Below are 12,880 nucleotides of genomic sequence, written 5' to 3'. Positions count from 1 at the left end.
TAATAAACGATTATAATGAATATACCAGCTGAATTAAAATATACAAAAGATCACGAGTGGGTTAAGATAGAAGGGGATATTGCCACTGTAGGTATTACAGATTTTGCACAAGGCGAATTAGGTGATATTGTTTATGTAGAAGTAGATACTCTGGATGAAATATTAGATCGTGAAGCTATTTTTGGTACGGTTGAAGCAGTGAAAACTGTTTCTGACTTATTCTCTCCTTTATCTGGTGAAATTGTTGAGTTCAACGAAGCACTAGAAGACGAGCCAGAAAAAGTAAATTCGGATCCTTATGGTGAAGGTTGGATGGTTAAAATTAAGTTTAGCGATGCTAGTGAATTAGAAGATTTGCTTAGTGATGCTGCATATAAAGAGATAATAGGTGGTTAAAAACACTGTTTATAAAGTACTTTTCATAAGCTGGATGATGTTTGTAACATTTTCCAGCTTATTTTCTTTTTCAGGAATTGCTACCTCAAGGTTCAATATTCCGCATATGGATAAGGCTGTGCATTTCACGTTCTATGCTGTAATGGTAGTGTTTGGTTACTTAGCGATACCTAAAAGCAAAGAACAGGGTATAGGTAAGTCTAAGTTATTGTGGTACATTGTTTTATTCGCTGTATTGTACGGCATAATTATTGAAGTAATACAGCATGTAGCTACCGCTGATAGACACGGAGATCCGCTAGATGCGCTTGCAAATTCTACCGGAGCGATTGTTGGAATGTTGGCTGTTAGATTTATATTTTTTCGGGTGCCCTCGTTAAAATGAAAATTTTAGTTGCATTTTTATGGATTAATTAGTTAAATTAGCAATCACTAAATTGAATATATATGGAACCTAAAAAGAATCCAAAAGCGGATTTAACAAAGAACAGCAGTCTTTATTTCGTTATCGGTTTGTTCGTAGTAATGCTATTTACTTTTGTAGCATTTGAATGGAAAACGTATGATGAGGTAAATGATTATGATATTTCTATGAATGTGGATGATCTTTTAGATGAAGAGGTTCCAATGACAGAACAAATCAAAACTCCACCACCACCACCACCACCAGCTGCACCTGAAATTATTGAAGTTGTAGAAGATGAAGAAGAGGTTGAAGAAACAGTAATCGAGTCTACAGAAACTAGTCAAGAAGAAGAAATCGTTGAGGTTGATGATGTTGTTGTTGATGAAATCGAAGAAGATGTAGATGTACCTTTTGCAGTTATTGAAGATGTACCTGTTTTTCCAGGTTGTGAGAACGAGAGCGATAAAAGAGCTTGTTTCAATAAAATGATTCAAAAACACATCGGTAAAAACTTCCGTTACCCAGAAATTGCTCAAGAAATGGGTGTTCAAGGTAGAGTTAGTGTAATGTTCGTAATTCAAAAAGATGGTAGTATCGGTAACGTTAGAATGCGTGGACCAGATAAGAACTTAGAGAAAGAAGCTGCGAGAATTATCGGTAAATTACCTAAAATGACTCCTGGTAAGCAAAGAGGTAGAGCAGTACGTGTTCCTTTTAGTATTCCAATTAATTTTAAATTACAATAGTATTTAGTTACTGTTTTAATCATATACAAAAAACCCCGAGTAATTTGCTCGGGGTTTTTTTTGCTTTAAACTTTCCTTAGAGATTATTGCTTCTATAATATTAAAAACTGATCTAGATATTTAAAGTTGACAACTACTTACTGTGCCGTATTTAATTCAGCCATTTAATAGTAGTAATTGAAGTTTGGTTTTTAACAAGGTCAATAATACTAGAAATAAAGCTTTTAGGTTGCAGAAATATGACTTGGGGGTTATCTTTGCAGATCTATAAAAAAGAGTATGAAAACGGCTGTTGGTTCGGAAAATGAAAGTGCTTTTGCATTGCTTTTTGCCGATTTTAAGGAGATTACCAAAGCTAGATTGGCTGTTAGTGTCGTTTTTTCTTCGATAGCAGGTTATTTTTTAGGTGCTTACGAAATACAATGGTTTCAAGTTTTGCTTCTTGCTTTTGGTGGGTATTGCATGGTTGGTGCGAGTAATGCGTATAATCAGGTTATAGAAAAAGATTTAGACGCATTAATGAAGCGTACTAAAAATAGACCTATACCTACGGGTCGTATGTCTGTTAATACGGCAATGACTCTGGCAATTGTACTAACATTGGTCGGTATATTATCGCTTTATCTTTTGAATCCTAAAACAGCAATGTTTGGGGCGATTTCTATATTTCTATATACTAGTGTTTATACTCCTTTAAAAACAATAACTCCGCTTGCAGTGTTTGTTGGTGCAATACCTGGGGCAATACCTTTTATGTTAGGTTGGGTTGCTGCTACTGATGATTTTGGTATAGAGCCCGGTACATTATTTATGATTCAATTTTTCTGGCAGTTCCCTCATTTTTGGGCATTAGGATGGATGCTGGATGATGATTATGCCGCTGGTGGATTTAAAATGTTACCGACAGGTAAAAAAGATGCAGCAACGGTATTGCAGATAATAATGTATACTATTTGGATGATGGCAGTTTCAATAATTCCGGTTTTTGGTATTACTGGTAGACTACAATTATCAGTAGTTGCTGCAGTACTAATCTTTTTAATGGGCGCGGTTATGCTAGGTTTTGCTTTTCAGTTATATAGAAAGCGAGATAATATTTCGGCAAGAAAATTAATGTTGGCAAGTGTCAGTTATATTACACTGATGCAAATAGTTTACGTAATAGATAAATTTTTAGCTTAATTATGGATTTAACACAAGGTACGGCGGCAGAGAAAAATGCAAGGGCAAAAAAGATGATGCTTTGGTTTGGTATTATCAGCCTATTAATGGGTTTCGCAGGGTGGACAAGTGCTTATATTGTAAGTAGTTCAAGAGAAGACTGGTCTAGTGATATAACGCTACCGAATTCTTTTCTATATAGTACTATAGTTATCATAATTAGTAGTCTTAGCTATATGATGGCGAAGAAAGCAATTAGTAAAGGTAAAAATGCAAGCGGTACTAAATGGCTATTGGCAACGTTAGGTTTAGGAGTACTTTTTATTTTTCTACAATTCTCGGGTTTTTCTCAATTAGTATCCGAAGGGTACTACTTTACAGGACCTACAAGTAGTATAAAAGTATCTTATGTCTTTTTGATTGCAATGGTGCATGTAGTACATGTTGTGGCAGGTATGATATCCTTATTGGTGGTGTTGTACAATCAAAACAAAGGAAAATATAGTAAAGAGAACTATTTAGGTGTTACCTTAGGGGCAACATTTTGGCATTTCTTAGATTTATTATGGGTCTATTTAGTGTTATTCATGTTCTTTGTGAAATAAAAAGTGTATCAAAGTTAGTTTTGAGTCAAATTGCGTTTTTAAATAGTTCAAAAAAATGTAAATTTGCTAAAGTTTTATTAAAACGATAATTAGTATATGAATTCTACGGTGACTACGGGAACGGAAACAAGCGTATGGGGTGGTGGCAATCAGCCTCTAGGAGCAAGCTACGGCAAATTAATGATGTGGTTTTTCCTTGTATCGGATGCGTTAACTTTCTCTGGATTTTTAGCAGCATACGGCTTTTCAAGATTTAAATTTATTGAAACATGGCCAATAGCGGACGAAGTGTTTACACACGTTCCTTTCTTTCATGGAAATTACCCCATGATTTATGTTGCACTTATGACTTTTGTTTTGATCATGTCCTCTGTAACTATGGTTTTAGCAGTTGATGCTGGTCATAAAATGAAACAGAATGCAGTGATATGGTATATGTTCGCTACAGTTATTGGAGGTATAATCTTCGTTGGTTCTCAAGCTTGGGAATGGGGTACTTTTATTAAAGGTGACCATGGAGCTTTAGAGACTAAAGGTGGTAGAATATTACAATTCGTAAAAGCTGACACGGGTGAGAGAGCTTCGTTAGCAGATTTTGCAGCGTCTATACCAGATGATAGAATTATTCACGAAAGAAAAAACGGACTTTGGTTTTTTCAAGAGCCGACACTAACTAGTGTTTCACTAGCAGAGGTGGTTGAAGGATTTAAAGCAGATTCTAATATTCTGATTAGAACTGAACAAATCAATGAAGAAGGCGAGAAAACACTTTTAGATAGAAAAGCCTCATTAGCAAAATTGGCAGAAGCAACACAAGTTGTAGAAGGTGCTAACTTGATTCATAATGAATACGGAAGTAGACTTTTTGCTGACTTCTTTTTCTTTATTACAGGTTTTCACGGTTTCCACGTATTCTCGGGTGTAGTAATTAATATTATTATTTTCTTTAATGTTGTTATTGGTACTTATGAGAGAAGAGGTCATTATGAAATGGTAGAGAAAGTTGGACTGTACTGGCACTTTGTAGATTTAGTTTGGGTATTCGTATTTACCTTCTTCTACCTAGTATAATCCATTTAAGAAAAACAGCATTACTGAAAATAGAATTTTAGATTAAAGTAAAATGGCAGACGGACATAAATTAGAAATTTTTAGAGGACTTGTAAAGTTCAAATCTAACACACAGAAAATCTGGGGAGTATTAGCTTTTTTAACGCTTATAACTGCAGTAGAGGTAGTATTAGGTATTATTAAACCGGCATCATTAACTGATACTTATGTATTGGGTATGAAATTAATCAACTGGGTCTTTATTATATTAACCTTAGTTAAAGCTTATTATATTGCTTGGGATTTTATGCACTTACGTGACGAGAAGTCTTCATTAAGAAGAGCGATTGTTTGGACACCAATATTTTTGGTTATTTATTTGACATTTATCCTACTAGTAGAAGCCGATTATATTTATAATGTATATAAAGATGGCTTTGTAAGTTGGAACTTCTAAGTTATAATTAACAGTATTAAAAGACGGTTTTATAACCGTCTTTTTTATTTTTGTATAGTTTGTAATTTATTGATTATATCTATTGTAACTAATTAAATGGTTTCAATAACTAGTCTTCCTGATTTATGAAAAAGACCTTTGTTCTTGTTGTCTTATTTGTGCTGCCAATTGTGGCATATTTATTCTTTGCTTCTGGGGTAACTAATTTTGGTAAGCTGTCGCAGCTAACAAAAAATGTTCATGAAATAGATTTTTCTGATGAAGCTAAATTTAAAGGTAAAATTACCATTTTAGGTTTCTTAGGTTCTGATGTTGAAGGTAGAAAGGGTAATGCATTCAATATAAATCAAAAAATATACAAACGCTTCTACGAGTTTAAAGACATCCAATTTGTTATGGTTGTTGCTAATGACACGGAAGGTGAAGTCGAAGCGCTTAAAACGGAGCTGGCTACACTAGCAGATAATGATAAGTGGAATTTCGTGTCTGCTAATGATATTCAAATTCAAGACCTTTTTAATAGTTTAAAAACTGACATCGTATTAGATGCTAAAAACAGTACCTCTTATGTTTTTATTATAGATAAAGACTTGACATTAAGAGGTAGGTCAGATGATGAAGATGATGGTACAAAATATGGTTTCAATTCTAACTCCGTTTCAGATTTGAATAATAAAATGATTGATGATGTAAAAATCGTACTAGCAGAATACAGGCTTGCATTAAAGAAGAATAATACTGATCAATCTAAATAATGAATAAGAAGTATACATATGTTTGGGTTTCGCTTATTGTCCTAGTTTTTGGAATTATTGTAGTGCCAAGAATAGTAGAAAGATTGTCTTCTGGATCAGTGGTTGAAAATGATCGTTTAAATGCTTCTGGTAAAAAAATTGATGCTAAACTTGGGTATGTTTTATTAGATGGCGAGCGAAGAAAAGTACCTCCTTTTGAATTTATAAATCAGGATAGTGTTCTGGTGTCAGATAAAGATTATCTGGGTAAAGTCTATGTAGTAGATTTCTTTTTTACCAGATGCCCAAGTATTTGCCCTGTAATGACAACTAACCTAGTAGATGTTCAAGATCATTTTAAGGATGCTAACGACTTTGCTGTAGCGTCTTTTAGCATTACTCCAGATTTTGATACACCACAGGTTTTAAGAGCTTATGTGGAGAAGTATGGCATTAATGGTGCAAATTGGAATTTAATGACCGGTGATCATGAAGGTATTTACCAATTGGCAAACTCCGGATTTAATATTTTTGCTGCCGAAATGCCTGATGTTCCTGGTGGGTTTGAACATTCGGGTTTATTTGCTTTAGTAGATAAAGATGGTTATCTACGATCAAGAATAGATGACTTTGGTAACGCAATAGTATATTATCGAGGTGCTATTTTAGAAGAAAAAGGAGTTAATGATCATGGAGAAATAGAAGAAATAGGGATTCTGAAAGTTGATATTCAGAAATTGTTAGAAGAATAAGTTAGAAGTATGCAAGGGAGCGTTAAAGACGAGAAAAAGTTTAATAAACTAATTACAGTTGTTTCTGTGATTATACCAATAGTTGTAGCAATTCTTTTTGGTGTTAAGTTGCCTAATGTTGAGCCACTTTCATTTTTGCCGCCAATCTATGCTGCGATAAATGGATTAACAGCTGTATTACTATTGGTAGCTGTCTGGGCTATTAAAAAAGGCAATCAAAAGTTACATCAGAATTTAATGACAACCAATATTGCGTTGTCTTTGCTATTTCTGATTATGTATATAGCCTATCACATGACATCAGACTCTACTAGTTATGGTGGAGAGGGTGCTATTAAATATGTCTATTATTTTATTTTAATAACTCATATCGTACTTTCTATTGCATTAATTCCTTTAGTGCTTAGAACTTATGCAAAGGCATATCTAAAGAAGTTTGAAGATCACCGGGCATTGGCGAAATATACATTTCCTGTTTGGTTATATGTTGCCGTTACCGGTGTTGTAGTTTATTTAATGATATCTCCGTACTATGTATACTAAACAAATAATCTTATTGGTAGTTGTAATGTTTTTGTTGATCCCAATAGATGCTGAGGCGCAATGCGCAATGTGTAGAGCGGTTTTAGAAAGTGAATCTTCTGGTAAAACAGCCGAAGGTATTAATAATGGTATCGTTTATTTAATGGCTGTACCGTATGTTTTGGTAGCTGGTCTTTTCTATTTTATCTACAAAAAGATGAGACCTTAAATCTTTTTTATAGTTTTTTTATACAAATAGTGTAACATTCTTCCTTTTGGTTAGTCTTATGATTGTGTGATAGTTGTATCGCGCTCATCAATCAAACAAACTAATCAATCAATCTTATGTTCGACCTAGAACGTTGGCAAGAAATTTTCGATACTATTCGCAAGAATAAGTTACGCACTTTTCTTACAGGACTTTCCGTTGCTTCAGGAATTTTCATTCTAGTTATTTTATTGGGTTTTGGTCAAGGCATGCAAAATGGTATTGCCAAAGAATTTGAGCAAGATGCTGCTACAAGTGTTTGGGTTTGGCCAGGAGTAACCACTATTGGTTATAAGGGTATGAATCCAGGTAGACCGATACAGTTCCGAAACGAGAACTATGACATGGCCGGTGCTTTGTTTGATGACCAAATTGAAAATAAATCCCCAAGATTATTTGTAAGAGATGTTTTTGTAAACTATGGTAGTGAGTCTTTAGCTTATAATGTACAGGGTGTTTCTGATCAATTTCAATTTATTGAAAATGAGTATATGACCTTAGGTAGATTTCTTAATCAACAAGATGTTGATGTTAAGGCTAAAGTTGCCATCATCAGTAATAAGATTAATCGAGAAGTGTTTCATGCGCTAGATAGTCCTATAGGGGAGTTTTTAGACCTATCTGGTATCCCGTTTAAAATTGTTGGGGTATACGGTGATATTGGTGGTGAACGAGAAGAAGACCGTATTTATATTCCTGTAAGTACTGCACAACAGGTTTTTAATGGAGCAGATCGTTTAAATAACCTTTCCTATACTTTGCCTCCGGTAGATGATTTCGAAACTGCCGTTGCACAATCTATCAAATTTAAGAATGAATTAAAATCGTATTTACAAAAAGCACATACGGTGGCACCAGAAGATACGAGTGCCATTCAAGTATATAACCCTATGGAAGAGGCAAAGCGCTTTTATGCACTAATGGGCGGTATCAAATTCTTCTTTTGGTTTGTTGGGGTGTGTACCATTATCGCAGGTATTGTTGGTGTTAGTAATATCATGTTGATTGTAGTTAAAGAACGTACTAGGGAAATCGGTATACGAAAAGCGCTTGGTGCTAAGCCATGGTCAATTGTTGGGATGATTTTGCACGAAGCAATTTTTATTACTGCAATTGCAGGTTTTACAGGACTTATTTTAAGTATGGGGCTTTTGGAGATTGTGGGTCCGCATATAGAGGTAGATTATGTGCTAAATCCCTCAGTGAACTTCAATGTTGCCTTAACCACTGTATTTGTACTAATTTTTGCAGGAGCGATAGCGGGATTTTTCCCTGCATGGAGAGCAGCTAAAATTCATGTTATAGAAGCACTGAGAGATGAGTAGTTCAAAAATGAAAAGTTTAAATAATTAAGATGTAACCATGTTCAATAGAGACCGGTGGAAAGAAATCTTAGAAGTATTATCTAGCAATGTATTTAGAACATTGGCTACTTCTTTTGGCGTGGGTTGGGGTATATTCATTTTGATTATACTACTTGCAGCAGGTAAAGGTCTGGAAAATGGTATTCGTGCCGATTTTGGAGACATCGCTACCAATACCATGTTTATGTGGTCTCGTAATACGACCATGTCATATAAAGGGCTGCCAAAAGGAAGACGCTTTAGTTTTAAAATTGAAGATGTACTGGCTATAAATGATAATGTTCCCAACTTAAGGTTTATTTCTCCTCGTAACCAATTAGGCGGTTTCGGTAGTGGTAATAATGTAGTAAGAGGTTTGAAAACAGGTGCTTTCAATGTCTATGGTGACTATCCTGAAATAATAAGGCAAGAACCTATGACTATAACATCTGGTAGGTTTGTGAACCATAATGATATTCAAGATAAACGAAAGGTGGCTGTCATTGGTGTTGGTGTAAGAAATGAACTTTATGACCAAGGTGAAACAGTATTGGGGACGTATATTAAAATTCAAGGGGTCAATTTCATGGTAGTGGGTACCTATCAAAAGAAAGATGATGGTGGTGGTGAAGAAGGTCAAAAAGAAATTTACGTGCCATTTACTGCATTCTCACAAGCTTTTAATATGGGTAATGATGTTGGGTGGATGGCTATTACCGCTCATGACGGTAGTTCCATTTCTAATTTAAAAGAGAAGATAGTAGGTGTGGTCAAAGAGAAAAGAAAAATTCACCCAGATGATAAACGTGCCGTCGGGTATTTTGACTTGTATGAACAGTTTAATCGAGTAGAAAGTTTGTTCGGAGCATTACGCTGGGTAGCCTATTTTGTGGGTGTGCTAGTACTACTATCCGGAATTATTGGGGTAAGTAATATTATGCTCATTGTAATTAAAGAACGAACCAAAGAAATTGGAATACGTAGGGCTCTAGGCGAAGCTCCTTGGTCTATTAAAAAACAAATTTTAATGGAGTCTATTTTCCTAACGATCATATCTGGCATGATTGGTATCGTATTCGGTGCTGCATTTATATATGGCGTTAATGCGGTTCTTGATTCCGTAGGTCCGGTAGATATGTTTGTGAACCCAAGTGTAAGTTTAGGTGTGGTGGTCAGTGCACTGGTCATTTTAATATTTTCCGGATTATTAGCCGGTTTCATACCTGCACAAAGTGCTATTAAAATAAGACCAATTGAAGCTTTGAGAACAGAATAAAATTATCATCAAAATATAACCAATCAAAAAATGAAAAAGTCAACAACAATTGTAATCCTGCTAATTATCGTACTAGCCTTTGGTGGCTCTATGTTCTATTTGTATTCTAAAAATGCAGAAGATCCCGTAGTATATCAAACAGAAGAGCCTTCTAAGCAGACCATAATAAAAAAGACAATGGCTACAGGTAGTATTCTTCCATTAGAAGAAGTGCTTATTAAGCCGAATATTTCAGGTGTAATAGAGAAGATTTTCGTGGAGGGTGGAGATTATGTAAAATCTGGCGATTTGCTGTGTACCATTAAAGTAGTGCCTAATTTAAGTTCATTGAACGATGCTAGAAACAATATCAATGAGGCCAAAATCAATTTAGATGATCAATTGAGAAACCTTGATCGTCAAAAAGGATTGTTTACCAAAGGGGTCATTTCTAAGGTAGACTTAGAGCGCGCTCAGTTGAGTTATGATCAGTCTAAACAATCTTATGCTGCTGCCAATAAAAGGTATGATATTGTAAAAACGGGTACAACTTCTGGTTTTGGTAATGCTGCAAATACACAAATAAGGGCAACTGTTAGTGGTATGGTGCTAGAAGTGCCCGTAGAAGTAGGTAATCAAGTAATTGAAAGTAATAACTTTAATGAAGGTACTACCATAGCAGCTATTGCAGATGTGGACAAAATGATTTTTGAGGGTAAGGTAGATGAATCAGAAGTTGGGAAAATTAAAGAAAATCTTCCGTTAGAAATTACCGTTGGTGCTATAGAAGATAAAGTGTTCGATGCTGTTCTAGATTATATAGCTCCGAAAGGTAATGAAGAGAATGGTGCTATACAGTTTGAAATAAAAGGGACGCTTAAGAAACAAGACTCCGTATTCATTAGAGCAGGTCTTAGTGCTAATGCCTCTATTATTTTAGCGCGTGCAGATAGTGTTTTGGCTGTTAAAGAAGCTTTGGTTCAGTTTGATGATAAAACCAAAAAACCTTTCGTGGAAATCGCTACAGGTGATCAAGAATTTGAAAGAAGAGATATTGAGTTGGGTATAAGTGATGGCATTCATGTACAGATCAATTCTGGTATAGAAGAAGGAGAAAAAATAAAGGTTTGGAACGAGGTAGTGCCAGATGAGCTTGCTGAAAACTAAAAACCACAAAAAATAATTCAATTGATGTAACAAATATTACACAACATAGTCTAATTAATAGACAGTGTAAAATTGTTCAAAACAACAACCAACATGATTCAAATTAAAGATCTTCACAAGTCCTATAAAATGGGCAAGAATTCACTTCACGTTCTTAAAGGAATAAATTTTAATGTTGAAGAAGGTGAGCTAGTAGCTATCATGGGTTCTTCTGGTTCTGGTAAATCTACCTTATTGAATATTTTAGGTATGTTAGATAGCTCTGATTCTGGAGAGTATATTCTAGACAATGTTCCAATTAAAGATTTAAACGAAACCAAAGCTGCTAGATATAGAAACAAGTTTTTAGGTTTTGTTTTTCAATCGTTCAATCTTATCAATTATAAGAGTGCAGCAGAGAATGTGGCCTTACCGTTATACTATCAAAAAGTACCTAGAAAAGAACGTCAAGAAAAAGCTTTAAAATATTTAGAACAAGTTGGTCTTAAAGAATGGGCCGGTCATTTACCTAGTGAACTTTCTGGTGGTCAAAAACAACGTGTTGCTATTGCAAGAGCTTTAGCTGCTGAACCTAAGGTATTGCTTGCCGATGAGCCTACAGGAGCATTGGATAGTAAAACATCTTATGAAGTGATGGACTTGATACAGAAAATTAACGACCAGGGTAATACTATTTTAATAGTTACTCACGAACCAGATATTGCCGATATGTGTAAGCGTATTGTGCATTTGAAGGATGGGGTTATTATTGAGGACAAGAAAATAGAACAAGTAAGAGCCGAGCAATATGTTTGATAGAGACATTTGGCAAGAAATATACCATAGTATAAGCAACAACAAGCTTAGAACTTTCCTTACTGGGTTTTCAGTAGGTTGGGGTATTTTCATTTTGGTATTGCTTTTGGCTTCTGTAAAAGGAATGCAAAACGGATTCACACTTCAATTTAGTGATGATGCTACCAACTCCATTTTTGTTAGAACAGGTACTACTTCATTGGCCTATGGCGGATTTGAAGCTGGACGGAGAATTCAAATGACGAATGATGATATTGAATATATAAAAAGAAGTTTTCCTAATGATGTAGAATATATAAGTCCGAGAGTATATCAAAATACATCGGCACGTTATAAGAGCGAAACGGGTAGTTATAATATACAGGCAGTTTACCCAGATCACCAGGCTATTGAAAAGACAATCGTAAATAAGGGTCGGTTCATAAATACTAACGATTTAATGAATGCCTCTAAAGTTGCTGTTATCGGTAGAAAAGTAGAGGAAGATTTATTCAAGAATGAAGATGCCATAGGCAAGTTCGTTGAGTTTAACGGATTACCTTTTAGGGTCATTGGTACGTTTACCGATGATGGTGATGACAATGCCGAGCGTAATATTTACGCTCCTACCACTACATATCAAAAAATGTATGGTCAAACAGATCATATTGATCAGATTGCTTTAACCTATAATCCTAATTACGATTTAACAGAGGCACTTGCTTTTTCAGATAGATTAGAAAATGTTTTTAGAAGACGTTTTAAAATTGCTCCAAAGGATCAATCGGGAATTAGAATCTTTAACTACGCAGAGGTTTTTGAAGACATCAGCAACTTTACAGGAGGTTTAGATATTGCGGTAATTATAGTGGGACTTCTAATATTACTGTCTGGTATTGTGGGTATCGGTAATATTATGGTGTTTATCATTAAAGAGCGTACAAAAGAAATTGGTGTTCGTAAAGCCTTGGGTGCTGAGCCATGGTCGATTATAAAATTAGTATTGTTTGAATCTGTTTTTATAACTGCTTTATCCGGATTTATTGGACTAGGAATTGCAACCGGATTATTGGCGGCCATTGGTCCAAGTATTAAAACAGGTGCATTTGCCAATCCGTCTGTAAGTATGTCAATGGTTGTGACCGCAACTATAATATTGATTGTAGCAGGAGTTCTCGCAGGATTAATTCCGGCAATGAAAGCGGCAAGAGTAAAACCAATTGTAGCATTAAGTGATAAATAAT

Annotated in this window: 16 protein-coding genes; all 16 read left to right on the top strand. The window is 35.0% G+C overall.

All coding sequences use genetic code 11. From position 1 onward, the window contains the following. Positions 1-15: 15 nt before the first annotated feature. The 16 genes from gcvH (at position 16) to Q4500_RS06470 (ending at position 12,879) form a co-directional block, all read left to right on the top strand. Complete coding sequence (gcvH, locus tag Q4500_RS06545) at positions 16-396, top strand: glycine cleavage system protein GcvH (protein ID WP_303598905.1); 381 nt, start codon at positions 16-18, stop codon at positions 394-396. Beyond that, a complete protein-coding gene (locus tag Q4500_RS06540; protein WP_303598904.1) occupies positions 389-781 on the top strand; it encodes a VanZ family protein in 393 nt (130 codons plus the stop codon). Before gcvH ends, Q4500_RS06540 begins: the two co-directional genes overlap by 8 nt. Before the next feature lie 62 nt (positions 782-843). Next, positions 844-1,548: an energy transducer TonB gene (locus Q4500_RS06535; RefSeq protein ID WP_303598903.1), complete on the top strand. Its 705-nt coding sequence runs from the start codon at positions 844-846 to the stop codon at positions 1,546-1,548. Between the two features lie 279 nt (positions 1,549-1,827). After that, positions 1,828-2,730 carry a heme o synthase gene (cyoE, locus tag Q4500_RS06530; RefSeq protein ID WP_303598902.1) on the top strand — a complete coding sequence of 301 codons (903 nt, stop codon included), beginning with the start codon at positions 1,828-1,830 and terminating at the stop codon, positions 2,728-2,730. Between the two features lie 2 nt (positions 2,731-2,732). Beyond that, on the top strand, positions 2,733-3,314 hold the full coding sequence (locus Q4500_RS06525; RefSeq protein WP_303598901.1) for a cytochrome c oxidase subunit 3: 582 nt from the start codon (positions 2,733-2,735) through the stop codon (positions 3,312-3,314). Positions 3,315-3,410: 96 nt separating this feature from the next. Then, positions 3,411-4,385, top strand: a complete 975-nt coding sequence (locus Q4500_RS06520) for a cytochrome c oxidase subunit 3 (protein WP_303598900.1) — start codon at positions 3,411-3,413, stop codon at positions 4,383-4,385. Positions 4,386-4,437: 52 nt separating this feature from the next. Beyond that, the gene (locus Q4500_RS06515; protein WP_073242389.1) at positions 4,438-4,821 is read left to right on the top strand and encodes a cytochrome C oxidase subunit IV family protein; all 384 of its coding nucleotides are present in this window, start codon (positions 4,438-4,440) and stop codon (positions 4,819-4,821) included. Between the two features lie 125 nt (positions 4,822-4,946). Then, the gene (locus Q4500_RS06510) at positions 4,947-5,576 is read left to right on the top strand and encodes a hypothetical protein (RefSeq protein ID WP_303598899.1); all 630 of its coding nucleotides are present in this window, start codon (positions 4,947-4,949) and stop codon (positions 5,574-5,576) included. Then, entirely contained in the window at positions 5,576-6,307 is a 732-nt protein-coding gene (locus Q4500_RS06505) for an SCO family protein (RefSeq protein ID WP_303598898.1), read from the top strand. Before Q4500_RS06510 ends, Q4500_RS06505 begins: the two co-directional genes overlap by 1 nt. A gap of 9 nt (positions 6,308-6,316) precedes the next feature. After that, positions 6,317-6,850 carry a DUF420 domain-containing protein gene (locus Q4500_RS06500; protein ID WP_303598897.1) on the top strand — a complete coding sequence of 178 codons (534 nt, stop codon included), beginning with the start codon at positions 6,317-6,319 and terminating at the stop codon, positions 6,848-6,850. Further along, positions 6,840-7,058, top strand: coding sequence for a hypothetical protein (locus tag Q4500_RS06495; protein ID WP_303598896.1), 219 nt, complete (start codon positions 6,840-6,842; stop codon positions 7,056-7,058). Before Q4500_RS06500 ends, Q4500_RS06495 begins: the two co-directional genes overlap by 11 nt. Positions 7,059-7,174: 116 nt before the next feature. Continuing rightward, positions 7,175-8,422 carry an ABC transporter permease gene (locus Q4500_RS06490; RefSeq protein WP_303598895.1) on the top strand — a complete coding sequence of 416 codons (1,248 nt, stop codon included), beginning with the start codon at positions 7,175-7,177 and terminating at the stop codon, positions 8,420-8,422. 37 nt (positions 8,423-8,459) lie between these two features. After that, positions 8,460-9,716, top strand: a complete 1,257-nt coding sequence (locus Q4500_RS06485; protein ID WP_303598894.1) for an ABC transporter permease — start codon at positions 8,460-8,462, stop codon at positions 9,714-9,716. A 30-nt stretch (positions 9,717-9,746) separates the two neighbouring features. After that, positions 9,747-10,862 (top strand): efflux RND transporter periplasmic adaptor subunit, encoded by a 1,116-nt coding sequence (locus Q4500_RS06480; RefSeq protein WP_303598893.1) that lies wholly within the window; start codon positions 9,747-9,749, stop codon positions 10,860-10,862. Positions 10,863-10,955: 93 nt separating this feature from the next. Then, entirely contained in the window at positions 10,956-11,657 is a 702-nt protein-coding gene (locus tag Q4500_RS06475) for an ABC transporter ATP-binding protein (protein WP_282049218.1), read from the top strand. After that, positions 11,650-12,879, top strand: a complete 1,230-nt coding sequence (locus Q4500_RS06470; protein ID WP_303598892.1) for an ABC transporter permease — start codon at positions 11,650-11,652, stop codon at positions 12,877-12,879. The genes Q4500_RS06475 and Q4500_RS06470 overlap by 8 nt, the downstream gene beginning before the upstream one ends. Position 12,880 lies beyond the last annotated feature (1 nt).

Source organism: Maribacter sp. 1_MG-2023 (assembly GCF_030547005.1).
Lineage (GTDB): Bacteria > Bacteroidota > Bacteroidia > Flavobacteriales > Flavobacteriaceae > Maribacter.
This window is presented reverse-complemented; position numbering and strand designations above follow the sequence as displayed.

Bases quoted from the DNA above. Each gene is read 5' to 3' on its own strand.
- Q4500_RS06510 (WP_303598899.1), top strand. From the start codon at position 4,947: ATGAAAAAGACCTTTGTTCTTGTTGTCTTATTTGTGCTGCCAATTGTG.
- Q4500_RS06490 (WP_303598895.1), top strand. From the start codon at position 7,175: ATGTTCGACCTAGAACGTTGGCAAGAAATTTTCGATACTATTCGCAAG.
- Q4500_RS06500 (WP_303598897.1), top strand. From the start codon at position 6,317: ATGCAAGGGAGCGTTAAAGACGAGAAAAAGTTTAATAAACTAATTACA.
- Q4500_RS06470 (WP_303598892.1), top strand. From the start codon at position 11,650: ATGTTTGATAGAGACATTTGGCAAGAAATATACCATAGTATAAGCAAC.
- Q4500_RS06525 (WP_303598901.1), top strand. From the start codon at position 2,733: ATGGATTTAACACAAGGTACGGCGGCAGAGAAAAATGCAAGGGCAAAA.
- Q4500_RS06485 (WP_303598894.1), top strand. From the start codon at position 8,460: ATGTTCAATAGAGACCGGTGGAAAGAAATCTTAGAAGTATTATCTAGC.
- Q4500_RS06495 (WP_303598896.1), top strand. From the start codon at position 6,840: ATGTATACTAAACAAATAATCTTATTGGTAGTTGTAATGTTTTTGTTG.
- Q4500_RS06505 (WP_303598898.1), top strand. From the start codon at position 5,576: ATGAATAAGAAGTATACATATGTTTGGGTTTCGCTTATTGTCCTAGTT.
- Q4500_RS06535 (WP_303598903.1), top strand. From the start codon at position 844: ATGGAACCTAAAAAGAATCCAAAAGCGGATTTAACAAAGAACAGCAGT.
- Q4500_RS06520 (WP_303598900.1), top strand. From the start codon at position 3,411: ATGAATTCTACGGTGACTACGGGAACGGAAACAAGCGTATGGGGTGGT.
- cyoE (WP_303598902.1), top strand. From the start codon at position 1,828: ATGAAAACGGCTGTTGGTTCGGAAAATGAAAGTGCTTTTGCATTGCTT.
- Q4500_RS06480 (WP_303598893.1), top strand. From the start codon at position 9,747: ATGAAAAAGTCAACAACAATTGTAATCCTGCTAATTATCGTACTAGCC.
- Q4500_RS06475 (WP_282049218.1), top strand. From the start codon at position 10,956: ATGATTCAAATTAAAGATCTTCACAAGTCCTATAAAATGGGCAAGAAT.
- Q4500_RS06515 (WP_073242389.1), top strand. From the start codon at position 4,438: ATGGCAGACGGACATAAATTAGAAATTTTTAGAGGACTTGTAAAGTTC.
- gcvH (WP_303598905.1), top strand. From the start codon at position 16: ATGAATATACCAGCTGAATTAAAATATACAAAAGATCACGAGTGGGTT.